Origin of the sequence: Pseudomonas sp. BIGb0278 (assembly GCF_024809895.1) — a bacterium.
Lineage (GTDB): Bacteria > Pseudomonadota > Gammaproteobacteria > Pseudomonadales > Pseudomonadaceae > Aquipseudomonas > Aquipseudomonas shirazensis.
The window spans coordinates 909,110-932,943 of record NZ_JANUEL010000001.1 but is presented as its reverse complement, the minus strand read 5'-3'; the positions used below and the strand labels follow the sequence as shown (position 1 = coordinate 932,943).

Here is a 23,834-nt window from a genome sequence, read left to right as displayed (position 1 = left end):
AAAGCCCCTGTTGCAATGCTGCGGTAGCAGCCTTGGAAGCGCGCTACATCTGTAGAGCGCCAAGTGTGAAATCACTAAACGACGGGTAATAGGGGCTTTATGATGAACATGAATTTGAACGACAAACCGACTGTTGACCAATTGGCCGAGCTGTTCGCTGCACGCAAGGACAGCCTTGACGATCACCTGCTGTGGATCAGCCAGACTGGCGAGGTTCGCCTTGATCGTCTGCCGCCGAACAGCCTTGAAGACGAATTTGCAGCGCACCTGCCCAGCACCTGCGCCAGCTTCAGGGTCTACCGCCGCGGCCAGGGCTTTGTTGGCAAAAAGGCTGCAGCCGACACCGAGTTCGTTGGCCGCGTGCTGGAAACGCTGCAACAGGAATGGCCTGCCGCCCGTGAGCGGCAAGCAGCCAAGGTGATCGAGCCACTGAACTGAGCGGCCTCACTGTGGTGTTGAGCCCGGCCTGCAAAGGCCGGGCTTTTTCATGCGCGTAGCCGCTGCGGCTGCGGCGCAGCGTCAAGGCTCATGGCCCGCGCCCGATTGACACCCCACACCATTGCCCGCGTAGTCGTCTCGCCGGGCCGTGTCGGATAGTACTCTTCCAGCAATGCTGTGCCGTTGTCGCTGTACATGCCGATGAACATCTGCGTGGCGCCAAGCCGTGACAGGCGGACCTGCACGTCAATGGTAATACCGTCGCTGAGTTGTTCTTCATGGCTGCGGCTGGGCAGCGGTGACTGGGCCCAATGCCGGTAGGCTTCTTCCCTGATGCGCATTGCAGTCAATCCTCCTTTTCTGAAAGTGCAGCGCAAGCAGACCACAGCATTGTTACATCTGCGAGTGCAACTCACTGTTAACTTGCGCAGAATCAACAAAGCTCATCATAAGTGTGCCGTTGGGCGTAAATCCTGTAGGCCTTCCTGGCTTGGGACCGCTGCACGGTGCCAATGATACTGTTTTACTTGCGCGCCGGAATCCGCGGGGTGAAACGCCCTTTCTTGCAGCGCTGCAACGCCACCGGCTGCATCTGCTCGGAGTCATCCAGGGTCATATGGGCAAAACCCAGGCGAAACGCCGCTTGCCCGCAGCGCACCTGATTGTTGATCGGAAACACGTCATTAAGGTCTTCGACAAAAGCTTCGCTCATCGCCCAACTCCCTGCACAGTTAACCGCGCCGGCAAGCCCCTCGCTTGCCCGATAAAGCCCGGCTGTTGAACTGAGACTAGCCGGTCATTCTCGGACTGCTCGGGCGAAAAGCCCATAACTGACCAGTGGCACTTGGCCTTATCTGAGCCTGACTGCAGTGCCCGTGGCGAACACCACCACCATGCCACCCTGCACCGAGGGCATGCTGATTTCGAAGTCCACGCCGACCACTGCATCGGCATTCATCTGCCGCGCGCGGGCGATCAACTCAGCGGTAGCCTGCTCGCGGGCTAGCTTCAATGCACTTTCAAGGGTCTGCGAACGCCCCCCGAAGAAATCCCGAAAGCGCGCAAAGAAATCGCGGACGAAGTTGATCCCCTGCACCGATTCGGCGCTGACCAAGCCCAGGTATTCACCAATCGGACGGCCATCGAGTTGGCTGGTGGTAGAGATGATCATGCACATACTCCTGCTGCTGCCCGGCCTGCATGGCCGGGGCAAAAGAAGCGATCTTAGCAAAGCGCCGCGCGCAGGCGCTGGCTCAGCCGACTGCCAAACACATTGATCAACAAGCCGACCATTACCAGCAGCGCGCCCCAGCCCTGAATAGCGCTGAGCCGCTCACCCAGCAACCACGCCGATGAGCTCAGGCCAATTACCGGCACTAACAATGAAAACGGCGCAACCTTGCCGGCTGGATGGCGCGACAGCAGCGTGCTCCACAGGGTGTAGCCAAGCATGGTTGCCGCATACGCCAGAAACAGCAGCGCGCCCACTGAACTCCAGCTGATATGGGTCAACGCCTGACTGATTCGCTCGGGGCCCTCAAGCATCCACGACAAGGCCAGAAACGGCAGCGGCGGAATCAGCCCGCCCCACACCACCAGCGCCACCAGATTCACCGAGCCAAAGCGCCGCGTGATGATGTTGCCCATGCCCCACATCGCACCGCCACATAGCGTCAGCAACAGCGCAATCAGCGGCACATGGCTGCTGTGCTCACTGCCGATCAATACAAGCCCGCCTGCCGCTACCAGCAAGCCAAGGACACTGGCCGGGCGCAAGCGCTCGCCGAGAAACAGCGCGGCAAAGCCCAGGGTGAAGAACGCCTGCGACTGCAGGATCAGCGACGCCAGCCCAGGCGGCATGCCGCTGTGCATGGCCTGGAACAAGAAGGCGAACTGGCCCAGGGAGATCGTCGCGCCATAGGCGATCAACCAGCGCCACGGCAGGTTCGGTCGCTTCACCAGCAGTACGGCCGGGAACGCCACCAGCAAGAAGCGCAAGGCGCCCAGCAGCATCGGCGGCAAGCCATCGAGGCCTACCTTGATCACCACGAAATTGACTCCCCAGATGATGATCACCACCAGAGCGATCAACAGGTCCTTGAGCGGCATCATCAGGTCCTTATCCAAACTGTTATAGATATATTTCGTAACAGCATAAGGGTTTTTCGCCGCTCGTGACCCGCACAGTTGCAGGCCAGGGTTGCGCTACAGTCTGGCGCAGCACGGCTGAGCCAGCACCGTCATCTGCCAGTCATGCAACTGTCGTAATCTGCGGCGCATCACTGTGCCCCAGGTCTCCGGCATGCCGCGTCTGCTCTCACTCCTGCTGTTGTCGCTGCCACTGCTCTGCCTGGCTGAGCCGGTGCAACTGCGTATTCAGGGCTCCAACACGATCGGCACTGCGCTTGGGCCTGCGCTGGTTCAGGGGATGCTGCGCAGCAAGGGCGCGACGGCGATCGAGCATTCCGCAGGGGCTGTGCCCAACGAGATCGCCATTACGGCGCAGGGTCGCGATGGCGAACTCCTCAGCGTGCTGATCGCAGCTCACGGCAGCAGTACCGGTTTCGCTGCACTGGGCAGTGGCGCGGCAGACCTGGTTGCGTCCTCGCGACCGATCAGTGACGTCGAGGTAGATCAGTTGCAGGCGTTCGGCGACTTGCGCAGCGGCCGTTCCGAGCAGGTCATCGGCCTCGACGGTGTCGCCGTGATCGTCCATCCAGACAATTCACTGACCAGCCTCACCACAGCGCAGCTGGCCCAGGTGTTTGCCGGCCAGGTAACCCGCTGGGAGCAACTGGGCGTAGCGGGCGGTGCTATCCGACTGTATGCACGTGATGACCGCTCCGGCACCTTCGAGACCTTCAAGGCATTGGTCCTCGACCCTGTACGTAGCGCACTGAGTGGCGAGGCCCGGCGCTTCGAGTCCAGCGACGCGCTGGTCGAGCAAGTCCAGAGCGACCGCCAAGCGATTGGCTTCAGCAGCCTTGCGGCCGTGCATGGTGCCAAGGTCCTGGCCATTGCTGCCGGCGATGCGCCGGCCCTGCCGCCCAGCCGCGCGCTGGTTGCCAGTGAAGATTATCCGCTGTCGCGGCGCTTGTACTTCTACCTGCCGGCCAGTCCGCAGCCGCTGGCCCAGGCGCTGGCTGATTTTGCCCAAAGCCCGGCCGGCCAGGTCATCGTTGCTGAACAAGGCTTCGTCAATCAGCAAGTCAAAGCTTTGCCGATCCCTACCCAGACAGACATGCCGGCGCGCTACCGCAGCCTTGCTCTGGAAGGGCGTCGGCTGACGGTGAACTTTCGCTTCCAGGAAGGCAGTGCGAGCCTGGACAGCAAAGCGCTGCGCGACGTACACCGCGTCGCAGACTTCCTGCAGCAGGCCGGCCACGAGCAAACCAGGACGCTATTGGTCGGCTTCGGCGATCCCAAGGAAACACCGGGCAGGGCCGCCTTGCTCTCGCGCCTGCGGGCCATGGCAGTGCGCCGCGAACTGGCCCATGAAGGCGTGCAGAACATCGACGTGCTGGGTATGGGCGCCGAGCTGCCGGTAGCGGGCAACGAGCAAGAGCAAGGCCGCCACCGCAATCGCCGGGTCGAGGTGTGGGTGTATTGAGGAATGCAGATGGCCACGCAAAGAAATGTAACAGGCTGCCACTCGGCAGCTCCGGCATCTGGGTCTAGGCTCTAACCCATGTGATACCGGGCCCCTCTGACGGCTGCCACGCCGCCATGTCGGATCACTGTTGCCATGCAACGTCGACAATCAAGGAGGGGCTCATGACAGCTCTACAGACCTACCTCACTACTCCCGTACTCGGTACCAGCGCCTGGCTGTGGCTGATTTTCGTCGTCATCGTGGTTGGACTGCTGGTGCTTGACCTTGGCGTCCTGCACCGCAAAGAACGCGAAATCGAAATGCGTGAAAGCCTGCTGCTGTATTCAGGCTATTTCAGCGTGGGCGTACTGTTCGGCGCCTGGGTCTGGTTCGAGTTGGGGGCGCAGTCGGCGCTGGAGTTCTACACCGGCTTCCTGGTCGAGCAATCGCTGTCGATGGACAACGTGTTCGTCATGGCGATGATCTTCAGCTACTTCGCCATCCCACGCCGCTACCAGCACCGCGTGTTGTTCTGGGGCATCCTCGGGGTAGTGGTGCTGCGCGCGATCATGATCGGCGTTGGCGCTGCGCTGGTGCAGAACTTTGCCTGGGTGCTCTACCTGTTCGGCGCGTTCCTGCTGTTTACCGGGGTGAAAATGGCTTTGTCCAAGGAGGATAGCCAACCGGACCTGGCCAACAACCCGGTGCTGAGGTTTGTACGCCGGCATATGCGCGTCACTGACGACGTGCACGGGGCAAAATTCTTTGTCCGGCTGACGCCGCCCGGTGAAAGCAAAGCGCTGCGTTACGCCACACCGCTGTTTCTGGCGCTGGTGTTGATCGAATTGGCCGACCTGGTGTTTGCCGTCGACAGCGTGCCGGCGATCTTTGCCATTACTCAAGACCCGTTCATTGTCTACACCTCGAACATCTTCGCCATCCTTGGCTTGCGCTCGCTGTACTTCGCGCTGTCCGCCCTGATGCACCGGTTCGTCTACCTGAAGTACGCGCTGGCACTGGTGTTGATCTTCATCGGCTGCAAGATTTTCTATCACGGCCTGATCGGCAAGGTGCCGGCGCTGCTCTCGCTAGGGGTGACCTTTGCACTCTTGCTGGGCGGGGTCGTGCTGTCGTTGCTCAAGACCCGCAATGACGCGACAGCGGTTGGCCAGTCTGGTCATGGACCAGACCCCGTGGCTCATCACCGGCCAACACCACGCCCAACTCAGGAGGGAGCGATCACTGAAGATCCTGACTCGCTGAGGAACCGCTAGCCAAGTGCAGGTTCGGCGCGCTGCCCAGGCGCGTCACCCTCAGCGGCCCATGCGCAGTAACTCCGCCGGCACATACTTGCCGATTTCATATTTGCCGATGGCGGCCCGATGCACTTCGTCCGGCCCGTCCGCCAGGCGCAGGGTGCGCTGCATGGCGTACATATAGGCCAGCGGGAAATCACCGCTGACCCCTGCCCCGCCATGGATCTGGATTGCCCGGTCGATCACTTTCAGCGCGACATTGGGCGCGACCACCTTGATCTGCGCGATCTCGCTGCGGGCGACCTTGTTGCCAACGGTGTCCATCATGTAGGCCGCCTTCAGCGTCAGCAGGCGGGCCATGTCGATTTCCATACGCGAGTCGGCGATCTTGTCGATGTTGCCGCCAAGCCGCGCCAGGGGCCGGCCAAAAGCCGTGCGCTCGACCGAGCGCCGGCACATCAATTCCAGCGCGCGCTCGGCCATGCCCACCGAACGCATGCAGTGGTGAATCCGCCCCGGCCCCAGCCGCCCCTGGGCAATCTCGAAGCCGCGGCCTTCGCCCAGCAGGACGTTTTCATAGGGCACGCGCACATTGTCGAACAGCACTTCGGCGTGGCCATGGGGGGCGTCGTCGTAGCCGAACACCGGCAATGGCCGGACGATCTTCAGCCCGGGCGTGTCGGTGGGTACCAGAATCATCGAGTGCTGTTCATGGCGCTGGCCATCCGGGTTGGACAGGCCCATGAAGATCATCACCTTGCAGCGCGGGTCGCAGGCGCCGGAGGTCCACCACTTGCGCCCGTTGATCAGCCACTGATCACCATCACGCACGGCCGTGGCCGCCATGTTGGTGGCGTCGGATGAGGCAACATCCGGCTCAGTCATGGCGAACGCCGAGCGAATCTCGCCGCGCAGCAGCGGCTCCAGCCACTGACGTTTCTGCGCCTCGCTGGCGTAGCGCACCAGCACTTCCATGTTGCCGGTATCGGGCGCCGAGCAGTTGAACGGCTCCGGCCCCAGCAGCGAGCGTCCCATGATTTCCGCCAAAGGTGCGTATTCAAGGTTGCTCAGGCCGGCGCCGTATTCCGAGTCGGGCAGAAACAGGTTCCACAGGCCTTCGGCGCGAGCCTTGGCCTTGAGCTCTTCCATCACCGCGGTCGGCTGCCAGCGGTCACCCTCGGCAACCTGGCGGTCGAACACTGCTTCGGCAGGATAAACATGCTGGTCCATGAACGCAGTGACGCGCTCTCGCAGGGCTTGAACCTTGGGCGAATAGGCGAAATCCATCGGGCTTACCTTCACAGGATGAAGAACATGGGCCTGAGCCTAGAACAAGCGCGCCAATCCACCTAGCCTATTTTCAGCGTGTATAAACATTCATAACCGATATATGATCCAACGATAACATCACGTCGAGCGGCGCCCAATGAATCTCAGCAAGGTTGACCTCAATCTGTTCATCGTCTTCGATGCGATCTACACCGAAGCTAACCTGACCCGCGCCGGGCAGATCGTTGGCATTACCCAGCCGGCGGTGTCCAACGCATTGTCGCGGCTGCGCGAGACCTTCAACGATCCGCTGTTCGTGCGCACCGCCCAAGGCATGGTGCCGACGCCGATGGCGCAGAACATCATCGGCCCGGTACGCAACGCGCTGGCGCTGCTGCGGGTGTCGGTGCAGGAAAGCCGCATCTTCAACCCGCAGCAGGCCAATAAGACCTTCCGCATCAGCATGACCGACCTGACCGAAGCGGTAGTGCTGCCGCCGCTGTTCCAGCGTCTGCGCCGGCTGGCACCGGCGGTGATGATCGAAAGCTTCCTGTGCAAACGCCGCGAAACCACCAAGGAGCTGGCCGCTGGCCGCCTCGATTTCGCCGTCGATGCGCCGCTCAACACCGACCCACAGGTGCGCCACGTCAAACTGATGCAGGACCGCTTCGTCTGCGCAATGCGTCAGGGCCACCCACTGGCCGAGGCCAAGCTGACGCTGGAGCAGTACCTGGGCATGAGCCACATCCATATCTCCAGCCGGCGTAACGGCCTGGGTTATGTCGACCTGGCGCTGGGCAAGATGGGCCTGCAACGCAAGGTTGCGCTGCGCTCGCAACACTACCTGATGGCCTCGCAGGTGTTGCAGCAGACTGACATGGTAATGACCGTGCCAGAGCGTTTCGCCCGCCGCCATCAACTGCGCCACTTGCCACTGCCGGTTGACGTACCGCCGTTGGAAACTCACCTGTACTGGCATGAAAGCACCGACCAGGACCCAGCCAACCGCTGGATGCGCGAACAGATCATCGAACTGTGTGAGCGGGTTGTGGTGGAAGAGGAAAAAATGTTTGATCCTGCTTGAGAGGCTTTAGGAGAATTTTCTCCTACCAGACCGGGATTAGCGGGAAAACAAGGGAAAAAGTTTGTGGCTGTAGACCGATAGCATGTCGCTAACGTTCGCCACCATCAGGCGACATGCCCGGATCAGTCCATCATGCCCAGCGCCCCACTGTACTTTGACTACGCCGCCACAACCCCCGTCGATGAGCGGGTTATCGAAACCATGCTCGCCTGCCTCGGCCATCACGCCAACTTCGGCAACCCTGCCTCCAGCGGTCACGCCTATGGTCAGGCGGCACGTGCCGTGGTCGAGCAGGCCCGCCGGCAGGTCGCCGAGCGGGTTGGCGCGCAGCCAGAGGAGCTGGTCTGGACCTCAGGCGCCACCGAGTCCAACAACCTCGCCCTGAAAGGAATCGCCGATGGCGCCGACAAGCCTGGGCACCTGCTTACCAGCGCGCTGGAACACAAGGCAGTGCTCGACACGGTGGCCGAGCTTGAGCGTCAAGGCTGGGCAGTGACCCGCCTGATGCCCGATCAGGCCGGGTTGATTCAGCCCGATGCGGTTCGCCAGGCGCTGCACGACGACACGCGGCTGGTGTCGCTGATGGCGGTCAACAACGAACTGGGCACCGTCACCGACTATGCCGCGATTGGCGAGATCGTTCGTGCCCATGGCGCGATACTGCACGTAGACGCTGCCCAGGCAGTCGGCAAGGTCGCGCTCGATCTGCGCGAGCAGGCCGTCGATCTGATGTCCTTCTCAGCGCACAAGGTCTACGGCCCCAAGGGCATCGGTGCACTGTATGTCGGCCCGCGAGCGCGACCACTGATGCGTGCCCAGATGCATGGTGGCGGCCATGAAGGCGGCCTGCGCTCGGGCACCCTCGCGACCCACCAGATCGCCGGCATGGGCAGCGCCTTCGCCTTGGCAGGCGAACCTGCCGCGGCCGAGCAACAGCGCATCCATCAACTCAGCGAACGCCTGCTCAACGGTTTGCTGGCACTGCCGGGTGTCGCACTCAATGGCTGCCCGCGGCAACGCATCGCCAACACCCTGAACCTGCGCATCGCCACCCCAGGCTTCAACAGCGCAGCGCTGGCCAGCGAGTTGGCGTTGTCGACGACTTCAGCCTGTAACTCCGCCAGCAATACTGCGTCACATGTGCTGCTGGCGCTGGGCCTTACCGATCAACAAGCTCGCAGCAGTGTGCGCATCAGCCTAGGCCGTTACACCACAGAGACTGATGTGGATGCTGCAATCAAGGTGTTTACCCGCGTGCTGGCGACCGCTGCGCCGACCTTCTGGTAACCACACGCGACATGTTCAGGCGCGCGGCCTCGCGCCTGCCATCAACAGCAGCGTGGCCAATACGGCCAAGCCAGCCACCGCGCTGGCGACGTAGCCCAGCGCTGCAGTGCCGTACCATTGAATCACCAGCCCGCCCAGCGCAGCGCCAACCGCGATGCCACCGTTTGCAGCAGACACGTTCAATGTGCCGGCCAGAGCCTGAGCCTTGGCGCCGGCTTGCATGACGCGCACCTGACACACCGGGAACAACGCCGTGTAGGCAACGCCCCACAGCGCCAGGGCGATCAGCAGCAGCGCTGGGTTGCCGACCACGGGAGCAACCGCGCCCATGCCAGTCGCGAGAATGACAAGCAACAGTACCGTCGCCCCGAGCGGGCTACGGTCAACGATGCGCCCGGCCAGGCTGTTGCCAAGCATGCCGACCACACCAAAGCCCATCAGCCACCAACCGACCTGAGCCGCAGGCACACCCGCCACCTGTTCGAGGATTTCTGCCAGATAAGTGTAGGCGGTAAACATCGCGGTAAACACCAGCACCGACAACAGCACATGGGCAATAAAGCGCCGGTCACGCAAGATCACTGTCTGCCGTTCGCCTTGCGCCCGCTGCGGCGCGGGCGGCAACTTCGGCAACCAGGCCCACATCAGCAGCGCGACCAGCAGGCACAACCCGGCCAGCAGCCAGAAGCTGCCACGCCAGCCGACCAGCCCGGCGGCGACGGTGCCCAGCGGAATGCCGAAGACAAACGCCGCAGTGATGCCCAGGTAGACCTTGGCCACTGCCCAGCCCTCACGGCCGGGCCCTGCCAACTGCCCTGCACTCTCGCTGGCGGTACCCCAATACACCGGCAACGCCAGTGCGCCGACGACCCGTGCCAGCGCCAGCACCCAGACGTTTGGCGCTACTGCGGCGAGTGCGTTGGAGGCGGCAAACACCAGCACGATGGCAATGAACAGGGTCTTGCGCGGATAGGCTGACAACCAGGCGGTGAGAAACGGCCCGAACAGCATGACAGTCACCGCAAACAGGGTCACCAACTGGCCCGCTGCTGCAATCGACAGGCCCAAGTCGCGGGCCAGCCCCGGCAGCAAGCCAAGGATGATGAATTCAGTGGTCAGCAGGGCAAAGCCGCCGACCGCGAACAACAGAATGGAGAGCCCGGTGCGCTGCCCGGAGTCGGCGACTGCGGGAGCAGTCAGGGAAGAATTTTGCATCGTCTATCGCTCGGAAACTTTCAGCCGCGAAGCTTAATATGGAATTACACGCCTATTACGGGTAGATTTTCCGTAATTTGCTGAACCATTTTCACCAATCAAGGCCCTCCTCCATGCCTGTTGCCGAGCATCTCAAGGACATCGACTTCTTCGTCAATGTCGCCAACGCAGGTAGTTTCATCGCCGCCGCCGAGCGCATGAACCTGACCAGTTCAGCCGTCAGCAAGGGTGTGGCGCGCCTGGAGCAACGCTTGCAGGTCAGGCTGTTCGAGCGCACTACCCGGCGCCTGCTGCTCAGCGACAGCGGCGCTGCATACTTGCGAACCTGCAGCCGAGTGCTGGCCGAGATCGCCGAAGCCGAGATGGCCCTGCATGATGAACTGAACGAGCCATGCGGGCCGCTGCGGGTCGATCTGCCCGCAAGCTTCGGCCGCCTGCATGCGCTGCCCGCCGTGCTCGACTTCGCCCGGCGCCATCCGCGCCTGCAGCCGCACATCACTTTGTCCGATCGCTTTGTCGACATGCTCGAGGACGCCATCGACGTCATCGTTCGCATTGGCGGGCCGCAGGTGTGGCCGGCTGGTGTCGAGCATCGCTATCTGGGCAGCCAGCGCACGGTGTTCTGCGCCGCCCCCAGCTACCTCGCCGAGCACGGCACGCCGCATGATGAGCGCGACTTGCAGGCACTTGGTTGCGTGCTGTACGCCTGCGCCGATGGCAGCACGCCCCCCCTGCATTTCGCCAGTGGCCGGCAAGGCGCGACGCAACTGAAAAGCATCAGCGGCCGCCTGGCCATCGGTGACGCCGAAGGCCAGGCGATAGCGATCATGGCCGGCCACGGCATCGCCCAGTTACCGACCTGGCTGGTTCAGCGCCAATTGGATGAGGGCAGCCTGGTCGAAGTGCTGCCAGAGTTCGCCAGCGAGGGCCTGCCGATTCACCTGGCCTGGCGCCGCAATCGGCGCCATTTGCCCAAGGTCAGCGCATTGGTCGAAGCGCTCAGCGCACAGCTGATATTGGTGCTGGACCCGCAGGTCAAAGGAAGGTGAATAGACTCGATGCCGGCAAGCGCGACTTGCCCAGCCCAGCGTTGAAGTCGTCGGCACTGCGGTAGCCCAGACTGAGCAGCACCACACTGGTGAAGCCGCGCTCGCGCAGGCCAAGCTCGGCGTCCAATAGTTTGCTGTCAAAACCTTCGATCGGCGTGGCATCCAGCTCCAGCGCGGCAGCGCCCAGCAGCGCAGTGCCGAGGGCAAGGTAGGTTTGTTTTTCCATCCAGTGCTGCAGGTCTTTCTGATCGAAGCGGTGCAGGTCGACATAGCTGCGCCGGGTCAGGTCCTGGCCGGCCTTGGCCTGCTCGGTGTGAAAACGGCCGTCACGGGCTTCCTGTTCCAGCAGGGCCTGCAGATGCGCTTCAGGCATTTCGGTGCGCGCGGCAAATACCAGCACATGCGAGGCATCGCGAATCTTTGCGGTGTTGTAGGCAAACGCTTCGGTGCTCTTGGCTATCCGCGCCTTGCCTTCAGCGCTGTCGGCAACGATGAAGTGCCAAGGCTGGGTATTGACCGAAGACGGGCTGTGGCGCAATTGCTCGAGCAAGGTATCGATGGTCGCTTGCGGGATTCTGCGGCTGGCGTCGTAGGCTTTGGTGGTGTAACGGCGCTTGGCCAGGGTAACGGTGTCCATCGAAAAGCTCCTGAGGTGTGCGGATTCGACGCGCATCTTAGCGCTGTTGTAGCCAATAGAAACCGCTGAAAATACAGCAACACTTTCATGCCAATGACGAAAATGCTGCGCAACCTGCTGCACATCCGTTCTAAACCTGACCAGCCCTTGTGGGTTAAGGTAGTGGGCCCACTCACCAGCAGCTGCCGCCCATGACCAACTGGATTGATCTGAGCCAGGACGCCGATACCGGCATCGAGTCGGTGCGCGCGCATTTCACCGGGCACGCCTACGACCCGCACTGGCATGACAGCTACCTGGTCGGCGCCACCGAGCAAGGCGTGCAGCAGTTCAACTGCCGCCGCGCCCGCCATGTGAGTACGCCCGGCCAGGTATTTCTGCTCGAACCTGGCGAGATCCACGATGGCCTGGCGCCGACTGCCGACGGCTTCACCTACTTCACCTTGTACCTGGAGCCAGACTGGCTGCAGGCCGAGCTGCCGAGCTTGTTCGAACAAGCGCCGGCCAATAGCCTGCCCAGTTTTGCCGATACCCAGTGCAACGATGTGCGCTTGAGCGGGGCGATCATGCGCGCCTTCGACGCCGTGCACAGTCAGGACCTGCGCATCGTGCGCCAGACGGCCATGGACGACATGCTCGCCTGTCTGACCCAGCACCTGCACTGGCGCAAGCGGCTCAATCCCGACCCACGCCTGCCGTTGACTGCGCAGCGCGCGCGGGACTACCTGCACGCGCATATCGATCAGGATATCGGCCTGGTCGAGCTGGCCCAGGCCTGCGGGGTCGATCGTTTTCGTCTGAGTCGCGCGTTCAAGGCGGCCTTCGGCCTGGCCCCGCACGCCTACCTGATTCAGCTGCGCCTGGCTCGGGCGCGGCGCCTGCTGGCCTTGGGCGAGAGCCCCGCTGCAGTGGCCACGGCGCTTGGCTTTGCCGACCAAAGCCACCTCGGCCGCTGGTTCCGCCGGGCGTATCGCCTGACCCCAGCAGCCTACCAGCGGCGCTGCTCAAAGCTTCCAGACTGACCCGGCGGCGGCAGCGACCATGGTGCTCCATCCCTCTGGAGTTACCGTTGATGCTGCAGTCCCTGTTGCCCTTTACCTTGTTTGCGCTGGTCACCAGCATCAGCCCCGGGCCGACCAACGTGCTGATCCTCGCCCATAGCGCCCGTGCCGGGCTGCGTGCCAGCGTGGCGCCGATTGTGGCGGCCTCCACGGCTGCGGCGGCGATCGTCTGGGCGGTTGGCCTGGGCCTGGGCGAAGTGCTGCTGCGCTATCCGCTGGCGCAGCAAGTGATGAGCTGGCTCGGCGTGATCTGGCTGACGTGGCTGGGCTGGCAGTTGCTGCGCAGTGCCGGCGAGCCGATCCAGAGTGCCGAACAACAGCCCTTCGGCGCGCTCAGTGCCGCGTCGCTGCAACTGATCAACCCCAAGGTCTGGTTGCTGGCCGTGGCGGTAATCGGCGTGTATGCAGCGCCGGGCCAGCCGGTCTGGCAGCTGGCGCTGGTGCTGCTGCTGGTGGCTCTGCCGAGCATGACCAGTTGGGCCCTGCTCGGTGCTGGTAGCGCCCGCTGGTTGCAGTCGCCGCAGCGCCAGCGCCGGTTCAATCAGCTGCTGGCGTGCTTGCTGATTGCCTCGGCGTGGTCGGCGCTGCTGCTGTAGCGGCCGGCTCAGCCGAGCGCAGGCGCCTCGCGCAAGCGCTTGAGGCTGACCAGCGCCAGGATCAGGCCGAGCAAAGCCACCGAACCACCAGCCAGGCCGATGTAAGCCACGCCCAACTGGCCGCTGACGATGCTGCCAAGCAACGCGCCGCCGCCGATCCCGATGTTGTAGATGCCAGAGAACAACGCCATGGCCACATCGGTGGCGTCCGAGGCCAGCTTGAGGGTCTTGGACTGCAACGCCAGACTGAAGCTAAGGATCGCCACCCCCCAGAACATGCTCAATACGGCGAATACAGTGAAGTTGCCCGAGAGTGGCCAGAGCAGCAGCAGGCAAGCGGCCAGGCACCCCATCGAACCGAGCAGGAACAGCTGCGGGAAACGCTCGCTGTAGCGGCTGAACAGCACCGAACCAATCACCCCGGCACCGCCAAACAGCAGCAACAACAAGGTGGTGCGATCGCCGCCGATCTGCGCGACATGCAAGGCAAATGGTTCGATATAGCTGTAGGCGGTGAACTGTGCGGTGATCAGCAAGGTCACCAGCAGGTAGGTAATCACCAAGGCCGGACGCTTGAACAACACCGGCAAGCTGCGCAGCGAGCCGGAGTTCTGGCTCGGCAGCAACGGCAGCGACTTCATCAGGCAGAGCATGGTCACCAGCGCCACGCCGGCGATGCTCAGGAACGTCACCCGCCAGCCCAGCGCCTCGCCCACCACCCGGCCAAGCGGAATGCCCAGGACCATCGCCAGGGTGGTACCGGTCGCGAGCAGGCCCAATGCCTTGGCCTGCTTGCCCGCTGGCGCCACCCGCACGGCCAGCGAAGCGGTAATTGCCCAGAACACCGCATGCGACAAGGCAATGCCGATACGGCTTAGCACCAGCATGGTGAAACTTTGCGCGAGCCAAGACAGCAAGTGGCTGACGATGAACACCAGAAACACCCACAGCAGCAAGCGGCGCCGCTCGATATTGCGCGTCAGCAACATCATCGGCAGCGACGCCAGCGCGACTATCCAGGCATAGATGGTCAACATCAGGCCGACCTGAGCAGTGCTCATGTCGAAACTGCGGCCGATGTCACTGAGCAGCGCCACCGGTACGAACTCGGTGGTATTGAAGATAAACGCAGCCAGGGCCAACGCAATGACGCTGAGCCAGCTGCCGCCGCCCACCGGTGCGGGCATGGATGTAGGGATCGGACCATTCATGGATGGGAATTACAGCTCCTGAAAAAAGACGACAAGCGCGCAACCCAGCCCGCTGCGAAAGCATGCGGCAGGTGCGGATAGATATGTATCAAGGATGGCGGCCATGGTACGCGCCAAGCCAAGGCCTCACAACCGCAGTGCGGGCGGAGTAACATGTGCACTCTAGAGACAGACCGCGGAACAAGGAGTCCGATCCGTTCATGGACAAGCAGCACGCCCAGCAACAATGGCAGCAGGCCGTAATCGCCTATGCCAAGGCCATCAACCACTACGTCGCGCAAGGCCGCACGCAGGGCTGGGACAACCTCGAGGAGCCGGTCGCGCCTGCCACCGAGCACCTGCTGCCGGCCTGGCAGGCGGCGCTGCAGGCGATCAATCAGCCCTATGTCGATGAGCAGCAACGCCGCGCATTTCGCAGCGACTGGCCGCCCGCCCACCTGCCACTGGTACCGCTGCTGGAGCAGCACGGGCAAGGCATCGCCAGCGTGCTCATGCTCGATGACGGCAGCCTGCTGGCACGGATTGGGATGCCTCACGAAAAAGGCCAGGTGGTACGCATCGATGGGCGCACGGTGACCCCGGTGATCGGCGTCGAGCACTTTGGCCGCTGCCCGCAGCGGCGTTATTTCGCCCTGGCCAACGCCGAGGGTATCCGCGTCACTGACGGCTGGGGTGGCCCGCAGGTGGCGCGGATGGCTTGGCCCCATGGCCTTGAAGGTTTGCCCAGAGGCTATCCGTTCGAACCGTTCGATTTGCCGCCCACACCGAGCGCGCTGATCCCCTTCCCGGATGGGCAGCGGGTATTGCTGGTCAGCGGCGAAGGGATATTTGTGCTCACCGGCGAACGGGCGACTCGCCTGTTGCCGCAGCAGCAGACGATTCTCGATGATCTGGCAGAAGGGATCGACCCCGACGATATCGCCCTGGGCCTGTCGATGGAGCATGGCGCAGTCTCGCCCGATGGCCGCCTGCTCGTAATCGGCGAACAAGGCGTGCGCCATCTGGTGCTGGATGATCAACTGCAGGTGGTCGCTGAAGTCGGCCCCGTCGGTGAATACCCACACTTTGCCTTGTTCAATCAGCGCGGCGACCATTTGATCCTGAATGCCTGCCATTTCTACAACGGCAACACCCTGGGTGTGCGCACGGCTGACCTGCCGGGGCTCGATACCGACTACTACAGCGAAGACCCGCGCACGCCGCTGGTCGAGGATGGCGCGCGGATCTACGCTGGCGTAGCCCGCGCCGGCGAGTACATCGTGGGTGATGCGCACGGCTATCTGCGGGCATTTGGCGAAGACGGTCAGGAGCACTGGCAGCACTACCTGGGCTCGACCTTGTGCGCCATGGACATCAGCGCAGATGGCAAAACCCTGGTCGCCGCCAGCTATGCCGGCTTCATCTCGCTGATAGCCCTCGACAGCGGCCGACCTGACTGGCAGATCGGCACTGGCGAGCACGCCGAGCTACGCCGCTGGCTGTTCTGGAAGGGCCTGGACAAGCCACTGGCCTGGTGACCCTTCACCTGCCAGTCAGGCTTTCAGCGTGGCCATGTCGATGACGAAGCGGTATTTCACATCGCCAGCGATCACCCGCTCGAACGCTTCGTTGATGCTGCGGATATCGAGCATCTCGATGTCACAGGTGATGCCATGCTCGGCGCTGAAGTCGAGCATTTCCTGGGTTTCGGCGATGCCACCGATCAACGAACCGGCCAGTACGCGACGCTTCAGCACCAGGTTGGCTGCATGCAGTGGTGGCTCGACCGGCTCGATCAGGCCGACCAGGATGTGCACGCCATCAAAAGTCAGGGTGTCGAGGTAGGGGTTGAGGTCGTGCTGCACTGGGATAGTGTCGAGCAGGAAGTCGAAACGCCCGGCGGCGGCGCGCATCTGCTCGGCATCGCTGGACACGATGACGTGATCGGCGCCCTGGCGGCGAGCTTCTTCAGCCTTGGCTGCGGAGCGGGTGAACAAGGTCACTTCAGCGCCCAGTGCCTTGGCGAACTTGATGCCCATGTGGCCCAGGCCACCCATGCCGAGAATACCGACCTTGTGCCCAGGGCCGACGCCATGGTGCTTGAGCGGCGAGTAGGTGGTGATGCCGGCGCACAGCAGCGGCGCGGCGCTGGCCAGATCCAGCCCTTGCGGCATGCGCAGGACGAAATGCTCGCTGACGACGATGCTGTTGGAGTAGCCGCCCATGGTGTTGCTGCCATCGACCCGGTCCGGGGTCGCGTAGGTCATGGTCGGGCCGGCCAGGCAGTACTGCTCAAGGTCCTTGGCGCAGGCCTGGCACTCGCGGCACGAGTCGACCATGCAGCCAACCCCGACCAGGTCGCCGACTTTGTGCTTGCTGACGTTGGCACCGACCGCCGTCACCCGGCCGACGATTTCGTGGCCCGGCATCAGCGGGTACACAGCGATGCCCCACTCGTTGCGCGCCTGGTGAATGTCGGAGTGGCAGACGCCGCAATAAAGGATCTCGATGGCGACGTCATCGGCACGCGGGCTGCGACGCTCGAAGCTCATCGGCAGCAGCGGGCTGGTCGGGGTTTGGGCGGCATAACCGATTGCGGTATACATGGCGAAGACCTCTCAAGTGAAACGATTCAATGCCAGCCATTCTCCTGCCAGATGGCGAGCGAGACCACCGTGAATTCTCCGGCATGCTTGCCTGATTCTCCGAAACCGCTACATCCGATATGGCGCCAGGCTATCAATCTGCGAGAATGCCAGTGTCTGATTCTCTGCCCAGGCCCTTTATGCAGCTTACCCGCCATGTCGACGCCAACGCCCCGCTCTGCGACCTGATTCGCCGCCTGGCAACGCGCCCGGGGTTTGTCCCCACCCATCTGCCGCAGGTGCAGGTGCTCAGCTGGGATCACTACGTCGCCAGCAGCCCGCAGATCTATGAACCGAGCCTGATGATCCTCGCCCAGGGCAGCAAACTGGCAAGGCTGGGACCGCGTACCCTGGAGTACGGCGCCGGTCATTACCTGGTGCAGGCGCTGTCGGTGCCGTTCATGTGCGAGACCTTCGCGACTGCCGAAGCGCCGCTGCTGGGCGTGGCCGTGGACATCGACCGCAGCGTACTCAGCGAACTGGTGCAGAGCATGCAGCTGGCGCCAGATGCCCGTGTGCAAGCGCAAACCCCGCAGTCGATGACCTCGGCGGCACTCGATGCGGCCATGCGCGATAGCGTCGAGCGCCTGCTGCAGTGCCTGCAGGACCCGCTGGATGCCCAGGTGCTGGGCCCGGCGCGGGTGCGCGAAGTGCTCTACACCGCTTTGCGTGGGCCGCAGGCCGGTGTGCTGAGGGCCTTGGTCGAGCAGCAAGGGCACTTTGCCCGAGTAGCTGCCTCGCTTGCTTATCTGCGCGAGCATTACGCCGAGCCGCTCAGCGTCGAAGCCTTGGCCAGCTGCGCCAACATGAGCGTGTCGACCTTCCATGAGCACTTCAAGCGCTGCACCGACATGGCGCCAATGCAGTACCTCAAGCGCCTGCGCCTGCTCAAGGCGCAGCAGATGCTGATCGGCGAAGGCCTGGGCGTGGCACAGGCGGCGCACCGGGTCGGTTATCAGAGCACCTCGCAGTTCAGCCGCGAGTACAAGCGCCAGTTCGCCCAGAGCCCGGGAGATGAGCAGCCTTATCAACGCTTTGCTCCGGGCAGCCTGAACGATCTGTCCGCTCCGGTCTGAGCAGCTCAGCCAGGCAGCGCGCTGCAAAGCGTTACTGACGCAGGACCATGTCGACAATCGTCGCCTGCAACTCCTGCCTGGCCTGCTCTGGTTCAAGCGCGCCGGTTGCTGCGGCCTGCGACAAGGCATCCGCCGCTCCCACCAGCACGCGCAACCCTGCCGCAGCGATATCGCCACTCGGCGCGAACGGCGCCAGCGCGAGCCTGCATTTGTTCAGAAACGGCGCTTCGCACCGGTTTTTCAGCGCTTCCATCTCGGGCGAACCGGTCAAGGCTGCACTGACGCCGGGAATCTCCCGCCCCTGGCTGATCACGCAATCGATATACGCCGCGGCAATCACCCGTGCGCGATCCGCCAGCGTCGGTTCACAGCGCGCCAGCAATGCATCCAGCATCGTCGACTGACGCGCGTCGTATTCCTGATAGAGCGCAACCAATAAGCCGTTTCGCGATACGAAATGGTCGTAGACCACTGGCTTGGTCACACCGGACTGCTGTGCCAGCCGGCCGAGGCTGAGCGCATCGGTGCCCTCCAGCCTGACTATTTCCCGAGCCACTTCCAGCAACTGGCTCCGGCGCTGCTCCCGCGACAGGCGCTTGCGCGACTGCGGATTCTGCTCACTTGACATCACAACCTACCAAAAGTAACTTACCTACGGTAACTTACCGAAAGTATATAGCGACACCTGGCGTCTCGCAGCCCTTTGTGGAGAAACTTCATGCACGCACTGATCGTCATCGGCCACCATGATCCTGAGTCCCTTACCCATGCGCTTGCCGCACAGATCGCGGAGGGCCTTGCCGACGAAGGCCACAGCAGCAGCCTTGCTGACCTGGCCACTGAGAGATTCGACCCGCGCTTTGGCCTTGCTGACCACGCCGTACATCGGCGCCTGGCGACAGCCCCGGCTGATGTCCTGCGCGAACAGGCGCGGATCGAACGCGCCGATGCTCTGGTGCTGGTCTACCCCGTTTATTGGTGGTCGATGCCAGCTTTGCTCAAGGGCTGGGTCGAGCGGGTATTCAGCAACGGCTGGGCCTTCGATTATTTGCCAGACGGGCGGCTGATCAAAAAGCTCAACGGCCTCCCGGTACAGCTGGTTGGCCTGGCTGGCGCCGACGCGGGCACGTTCGTTCGGCATGGTTACGGCCATGCCATGGCGACTCAGATCGAGCATGGAATCTTTGATTACTGCGGTGCTCGGGTGCTTGGCTCGGCGCTTCTGGATGACAGCGAGAGCGGCCAGAGCCTTGCCCATCTGGCGAGCGCGCGCTCGATCGGGCAGAAGCTGTTCGACAAGGTTGCGATAAGCGCCTGACCTCTCTGCCCGCTGATACGGCAGTGAGACGCAAGCACACTGCCATTGCGGGAGTTCTCCCGATCCAGCTACCATTGAGAACGATTCACACTCACGATCGGATATCAACCGTTGGACAGCACCTCGACCCGCAAGCTGGGCTTCTTTTTCAGCGATCACCACCGCTGGCTGCTCCAACACATCCACAAGCGCCTGCGTAACCGCGCCGATGCTGAAGACACGGCTGCCGAAGCGTTTTGCCAGATGCTCGGTGCGCGGGTTGATCCAGACAGTATCCTGCAGCCGCGGGCCTACCTGTCGACGATTGCCCGTCGACTGATTTTCGATCGTCACCGCCGCCGTCAACTTGAGCAGGCTTACCTGGAACGCCTGAGCCATCTGCCGGAGCAGGTGGCGCCGTCAGTTGAAGAACAATTGCTGCTGATCGAGGCCCTGGTGACTATCGACCAGGCGCTCGATGGCCTCCCCGCGATCGTCAAGAGCACATTCCTTTACAGTCAGCTCGACGGCATGAGCTACGTCGACATCGCGGCCAAATTGCAGCTGTCCGAACGCACTGTCAGCCGCTACATGAAGCAGGCGCTGCGCCAGTGCTACCTGAGCGAGCTGCAGCCATGAGTGCGCGCAGCCTGGACAACGTGACCGAGCAAGCCATCGACTGGATGGTCGAGCTCAATGCCGCTAGCCCGGACCCAGCGCTGCTGCGCCGGGTCGACCAGTGGCTGGCGCAAGACCCGCGCCATCAACACGCCTGGGATCTGTTACAGCAACGCCTGGGTCGGCCGTGCGCAGCGCTGAGAGCACTGGATCAGCGCGTGCCCGGGCAAGCCAGTGAGGCCCGCCAACTGCTGCTGCAACCGACGCGCACACGCCGCGAGGTGCTGCGCAGTCTCGCCGGGCTTGGGTTGCTGGGTGGCGGCCTGTGGGCCGGCTGGCGCAGCGACGCGGCGCAGGACTGGATGGCTGATCTGCACACCGCTAGCGGCCAGCGCCGCACCTTCACCCTCGAAGACGGCAGCCGTCTCAGCATGAACAGCGCCAGCGCGGTTGACCTGCGCTTTGATCGCGAGCAACGGCTGGTGGTGCTGCGTCACGGCGAGCTGTTGATCGACGTTGCCAAAGACCCACTGCGGCCGCTGCGGGTGCGCGCCGCGCAAGGTCAGATCCAGGCCCTGGGCACGCGTTTTCTGGTCGGCCAGGAACCGGCCACAACACGGGTTACCGTCCTACAGCACAGCGTGCGCGCCAGCCTGCCGAATGGACAGGAGCAAGTCCTGCAGCAAGGTCAGGCCGCGCTGCTTGGCGCTGACGGTATCCAGCTACTCAGTGGTGAGCAGCTGCAGCGCGCCGCCTGGGTCGAAGGCAAGCTGGAGGTCCTGGATGAGCCACTGCACGCCGTGGTCGAGGCGCTGCGCCCCTACCAGCGTGGTTACATTCGTCTGGCCCCTGCAGTGCGCGGCCTGCGCGTGCAGGGTGTGTTCCCGCTGGACCAGCCGCAACAGGCCTTGGCCGCCCTCGCCGAAGCTTTGCCTATAAAGGTCGAGCACTACGCACCGTGGCTGACCCTGATCGGCCCAGTGCCGGCCTAGTGAGAATATTTTTAAAAATCATTCGCAGCCGTGTCCGGTTTTCATTTCTCGTCGCACCTATCTCCTGACAGCCACTTTTCAACGGGAGAACACCGTGCACAACACCTGGCCCCGCGCCCTGCCCCTGGTCCTCGCTCTGAGCAGCTTGAGCGCCCTGGCTCAGGCGCAGACCCTGACCTTCAACCTGCCGGCCGCAAGCCTGGCTGCCACCCTCAACCGCATCGCCAGCCAGAGCGGCAGCATTATCGCGCTGGAGCCAGACCTGGTGCGCGGCAAGCAGGCGCCAGCAGTGGTCGGCCAGATGAGCGCCGAACAGGCCATGCAGACCGCCCTGAGCGGCAGCGGCCTGCAACTGCGGGTGACTGGCAGCGGCCATTTCAGCGTGGCCCCGGCCAATGTCGGCGGCGACGCGCTGGAGCTGGGCGCGACCAGCATCAATGACAACTACCTCGACGCCATCAGCGAAGGCAGCGGCTCCTATGCCGCGCGCGCGGTCACCTTGGGCAAAGGTACCCATACCCTGCGGGAGATTCCCCAGTCGGTCACGGTGATCACCCGCAAGCAGTTGGACGACCAGGGCATCACCGACCTCAAGGACGCGCTCAATCACACCACCGGCATCGTCGGCGCGCAGGGTATCGGCCCGGGCATGGTAGTGACTTCGCGCGGTTTCCAGATCGATGACTGGCAGTACGACGGCGTACCGATCCAGCGCAACAGCTACTCGCTGGGCAACTGGGCGACCCAGGATCTGGTGTTCTTCGATCGCGTTGAAGTGCTGCGCGGCTCCTCTGGGTTGCTGCAAGGCACCGGCAGCCCGGGTGGTGCGATCAACCTGGTGCACAAGCGCGGCCAGGCGGCGCCGACCGTGGCCATCACCGGCAAGGCCGGCTCCTGGGACCACTATGGCCTGCAACTGGATGCCGGCGGGCCGTTGACCAGCGACGGCAAGGTGCGCGGGCGGATGGTGCTGGATGAAGACCAGAGCGACAGCTTCATCGACTATCAATGGAGCAAAACCCACTCGCTGTATGGCGCGCTGGACATCGACCTGAACGACGCCACCACGGTTGGCGCAGGTATCAGCTACAGCCGTGAACAGTCTCGGCCGATGCTGCGCGGTATCCCGCGTTACGCCAGCGGCAAGCCGGTCGATCTACCCCGCTCGACCTTCACCGGCGCACGCTGGAGCCGCGCCGAAACCGACGTCACCACCTACTACCTGGACCTCGAGCACCGCTTCAACGACGACTGGACATTCAAGACTGCCGCCGTGCGCATGGACGAGACCAACACCTCCACCCATCAGCGCGTGCAGACGTCCGGCGAAGGCCTGGAGGCCAACGGCGATGGCGTCAGCTACGCCGACTGGATCACTGACTTCCACTCCAGCAAGCTGGGGCTGGATATGAACGTGGTCGGCCACTTCGATACCGGCTCGGTGGCGCACGAAATCACCGTCGGCGGCAACTACGCCAAGCTGACCTCGGATGACGCCTACTGGCGCAAATTCAACGCCGGCAGCGGCAACATCTTCGACATCGATCATGACCGCCCGGAACCGAGCCGCGACAGCCTGCTGGCCGGTCCTTTTGGTCGCCATAACCAAGCCAGCTACGACGTTCGGCAAAAGGGCCTGTACGGCGTCTGGCGCGTCAAGCCGGTTCAGGACCTGACGCTGATTGCAGGTACCCGCGTCAGCTGGTTCGACTACAGCTGGGACTCGATCGACTTCAACAACCCGACCGATCCGGGCACGCGCTACCCCACCAGCCGTATGACCGAGTCCGGTGAGGTCACCCCGTATGCCGGCTTCATCTATGACCTCACCGAGCAATGGTCGTGGTACGCCAGCTATACCGACGTGTTCGTGCCGCAGACCGAACGTGCCCTGGGCAATGCCCCACTCAAGCCGATCGTTGGCAGCAACTACGAGACCGGCCTCAAAGGCGAGTTGCTCGATGGCCGGGTCAACACCTCGCTGGCGATCTTCCGTTATGACCAGGAAAACCGCGCGGTTACCGATATCGCATCGGGCCAGGAATGTGATGGCTGGTACTGCTCGATGGCCTCCGGCAAGGTCCGCAGCCAGGGGGTCGAAGCCGAGATCAGCGGCGAGCTGGTCAGCGGCCTGCAGCTGTTCGCCGGCTACACCTACAACACCACCACGTTTCTTGATGACCCGGAAAACGAAGGCCGCACTTTCAGCCAGTGGACGCCCAAGCACATGTTGCGCACCTGGGCCGATTACCAGCTGCCAGTCGACGGCCAGCGCTGGAGCACTGGCATGGGCTTCACCAGCCAGAGCCACACCCTGGGTTACGAGCGCAGCTACGAGGTGCCCGGCTACACGGTATGGAGCGCGCGGGTGGCGTATCAGCTGAGCCCAGAAGTGAATCTTGCGCTGAACGCCAACAACCTGTTCGACAAGAAATACTGGGTCGCCGGCTTCAACCAGCTCAACGGCAGCAACAACTATGGCGAGCCGCGCAATCTGATGTTCTCGGTCAAGTACACGCCGCAGTTCTGAAG

The 23,834-nt window shown here is 63.1% G+C and carries 24 protein-coding genes; 14 read left to right on the top strand and 10 right to left on the bottom strand.

Annotation, left to right across the window (positions count from 1 at the left end; translation table 11 throughout):
- The first annotated feature begins 108 nt into the window (after positions 1-108).
- Positions 109-438 (top strand): hypothetical protein, encoded by a 330-nt coding sequence (locus M2396_RS04350; RefSeq protein WP_101319924.1) that lies wholly within the window; start codon positions 109-111, stop codon positions 436-438.
- Positions 439-485: 47 nt separating this feature from the next.
- Here M2396_RS04350 and M2396_RS04345 read toward each other — a convergent pair whose 3' ends face one another.
- The 4 genes from M2396_RS04345 to M2396_RS04330 all read right to left on the bottom strand — a co-directional run bounded on the left by M2396_RS04345 (position 486) and on the right by M2396_RS04330 (position 2,547).
- On the bottom strand, positions 486-779 hold the full coding sequence (locus tag M2396_RS04345; protein WP_101319926.1) for a hypothetical protein: 294 nt from the start codon (positions 777-779) through the stop codon (positions 486-488).
- A 182-nt stretch (positions 780-961) separates the two neighbouring features.
- Positions 962-1,150, bottom strand: coding sequence for a hypothetical protein (locus M2396_RS04340; RefSeq protein WP_101319928.1), 189 nt, complete (start codon positions 1,148-1,150; stop codon positions 962-964).
- A gap of 138 nt (positions 1,151-1,288) precedes the next feature.
- Complete coding sequence (locus M2396_RS04335; protein ID WP_150572418.1) at positions 1,289-1,609, bottom strand: YbjQ family protein; 321 nt, start codon at positions 1,607-1,609, stop codon at positions 1,289-1,291.
- 53 nt (positions 1,610-1,662) lie between these two features.
- A complete protein-coding gene (locus M2396_RS04330; protein WP_101319933.1) occupies positions 1,663-2,547 on the bottom strand; it encodes an EamA family transporter in 885 nt (294 codons plus the stop codon).
- Between the two features lie 193 nt (positions 2,548-2,740).
- On the opposite strand from M2396_RS04330, the gene M2396_RS04325 reads away from it, so the two are divergent.
- Positions 2,741-4,048 (top strand): phosphate ABC transporter substrate-binding/OmpA family protein, encoded by a 1,308-nt coding sequence (locus M2396_RS04325; RefSeq protein ID WP_259073353.1) that lies wholly within the window; start codon positions 2,741-2,743, stop codon positions 4,046-4,048.
- 164 nt (positions 4,049-4,212) lie between these two features.
- The gene (locus tag M2396_RS04320; RefSeq protein WP_259073351.1) at positions 4,213-5,304 is read left to right on the top strand and encodes a TerC family protein; all 1,092 of its coding nucleotides are present in this window, start codon (positions 4,213-4,215) and stop codon (positions 5,302-5,304) included.
- A 39-nt stretch (positions 5,305-5,343) separates the two neighbouring features.
- Here M2396_RS04320 and M2396_RS04315 read toward each other — a convergent pair whose 3' ends face one another.
- Entirely contained in the window at positions 5,344-6,573 is a 1,230-nt protein-coding gene (locus M2396_RS04315; protein ID WP_188036111.1) for an acyl-CoA dehydrogenase, read from the bottom strand.
- 139 nt (positions 6,574-6,712) lie between these two features.
- On the opposite strand from M2396_RS04315, the gene M2396_RS04310 reads away from it, so the two are divergent.
- Complete coding sequence (locus M2396_RS04310; RefSeq protein ID WP_101319940.1) at positions 6,713-7,639, top strand: LysR family transcriptional regulator; 927 nt, start codon at positions 6,713-6,715, stop codon at positions 7,637-7,639.
- Positions 7,640-7,771: 132 nt separating this feature from the next.
- Positions 7,772-8,926, top strand: a complete 1,155-nt coding sequence (locus M2396_RS04305; protein ID WP_259073349.1) for a cysteine desulfurase family protein — start codon at positions 7,772-7,774, stop codon at positions 8,924-8,926.
- Between the two features lie 15 nt (positions 8,927-8,941).
- Here the strand turns inward: M2396_RS04305 and M2396_RS04300 are convergent, their stop codons facing one another.
- Positions 8,942-10,141 carry an MFS transporter gene (locus tag M2396_RS04300; protein ID WP_101319945.1) on the bottom strand — a complete coding sequence of 400 codons (1,200 nt, stop codon included), beginning with the start codon at positions 10,139-10,141 and terminating at the stop codon, positions 8,942-8,944.
- A 113-nt stretch (positions 10,142-10,254) separates the two neighbouring features.
- On the opposite strand from M2396_RS04300, the gene M2396_RS04295 reads away from it, so the two are divergent.
- Positions 10,255-11,190 (top strand): LysR family transcriptional regulator, encoded by a 936-nt coding sequence (locus M2396_RS04295; RefSeq protein ID WP_259073348.1) that lies wholly within the window; start codon positions 10,255-10,257, stop codon positions 11,188-11,190.
- Here the strand turns inward: M2396_RS04295 and nfsB are convergent.
- A complete protein-coding gene (gene nfsB / locus M2396_RS04290; RefSeq protein ID WP_259073346.1) occupies positions 11,177-11,827 on the bottom strand; it encodes an oxygen-insensitive NAD(P)H nitroreductase in 651 nt (216 codons plus the stop codon). The genes M2396_RS04295 and nfsB overlap by 14 nt on opposite strands.
- A gap of 191 nt (positions 11,828-12,018) precedes the next feature.
- Between nfsB and M2396_RS04285 the strand changes: the two genes are divergently transcribed.
- Positions 12,019-12,849, top strand: coding sequence for an AraC family transcriptional regulator (locus tag M2396_RS04285; RefSeq protein WP_101319953.1), 831 nt, complete (start codon positions 12,019-12,021; stop codon positions 12,847-12,849).
- A 50-nt stretch (positions 12,850-12,899) separates the two neighbouring features.
- The gene (locus tag M2396_RS04280; RefSeq protein ID WP_150572424.1) at positions 12,900-13,484 is read left to right on the top strand and encodes a LysE family translocator; all 585 of its coding nucleotides are present in this window, start codon (positions 12,900-12,902) and stop codon (positions 13,482-13,484) included.
- Positions 13,485-13,492: 8 nt separating this feature from the next.
- On the opposite strand, the gene M2396_RS04275 is transcribed toward M2396_RS04280, so the two are convergent.
- On the bottom strand, positions 13,493-14,695 hold the full coding sequence (locus M2396_RS04275; protein WP_150572425.1) for a sugar transporter: 1,203 nt from the start codon (positions 14,693-14,695) through the stop codon (positions 13,493-13,495).
- Positions 14,696-14,895: 200 nt separating this feature from the next.
- Here M2396_RS04275 and M2396_RS04270 point away from each other — a divergent pair, with 200 nt between their 5' ends.
- Complete coding sequence (locus tag M2396_RS04270; protein ID WP_259073345.1) at positions 14,896-16,212, top strand: hypothetical protein; 1,317 nt, start codon at positions 14,896-14,898, stop codon at positions 16,210-16,212.
- 15 nt (positions 16,213-16,227) lie between these two features.
- Here M2396_RS04270 and M2396_RS04265 read toward each other — a convergent pair whose 3' ends face one another.
- A complete protein-coding gene (locus M2396_RS04265; RefSeq protein ID WP_101319963.1) occupies positions 16,228-17,280 on the bottom strand; it encodes an NAD(P)-dependent alcohol dehydrogenase in 1,053 nt (350 codons plus the stop codon).
- A gap of 179 nt (positions 17,281-17,459) precedes the next feature.
- On the opposite strand from M2396_RS04265, the gene M2396_RS04260 reads away from it, so the two are divergent.
- A complete protein-coding gene (locus M2396_RS04260) occupies positions 17,460-18,395 on the top strand; it encodes an AraC family transcriptional regulator (protein WP_150572428.1) in 936 nt (311 codons plus the stop codon).
- Positions 18,396-18,426: 31 nt separating this feature from the next.
- Here M2396_RS04260 and M2396_RS04255 read toward each other — a convergent pair whose 3' ends face one another.
- Positions 18,427-19,023 carry a TetR/AcrR family transcriptional regulator gene (locus tag M2396_RS04255; RefSeq protein ID WP_259073342.1) on the bottom strand — a complete coding sequence of 199 codons (597 nt, stop codon included), beginning with the start codon at positions 19,021-19,023 and terminating at the stop codon, positions 18,427-18,429.
- Between the two features lie 90 nt (positions 19,024-19,113).
- Between M2396_RS04255 and M2396_RS04250 the strand changes: the two genes are divergently transcribed.
- The 4 genes from M2396_RS04250 (at position 19,114) to M2396_RS04235 (ending at position 23,832) form a co-directional block, all read left to right on the top strand.
- Positions 19,114-19,713 carry an NAD(P)H-dependent oxidoreductase gene (locus tag M2396_RS04250; protein ID WP_259073341.1) on the top strand — a complete coding sequence of 200 codons (600 nt, stop codon included), beginning with the start codon at positions 19,114-19,116 and terminating at the stop codon, positions 19,711-19,713.
- A gap of 111 nt (positions 19,714-19,824) precedes the next feature.
- Positions 19,825-20,331 carry a sigma-70 family RNA polymerase sigma factor gene (locus M2396_RS04245; protein WP_150569071.1) on the top strand — a complete coding sequence of 169 codons (507 nt, stop codon included), beginning with the start codon at positions 19,825-19,827 and terminating at the stop codon, positions 20,329-20,331.
- Entirely contained in the window at positions 20,328-21,302 is a 975-nt protein-coding gene (locus M2396_RS04240) for a FecR domain-containing protein (RefSeq protein WP_259073340.1), read from the top strand. The genes M2396_RS04245 and M2396_RS04240 overlap by 4 nt, the downstream gene beginning before the upstream one ends.
- Before the next feature lie 94 nt (positions 21,303-21,396).
- The gene (locus M2396_RS04235; protein ID WP_259073339.1) at positions 21,397-23,832 is read left to right on the top strand and encodes a TonB-dependent receptor; all 2,436 of its coding nucleotides are present in this window, start codon (positions 21,397-21,399) and stop codon (positions 23,830-23,832) included.
- Positions 23,833-23,834 lie beyond the last annotated feature (2 nt).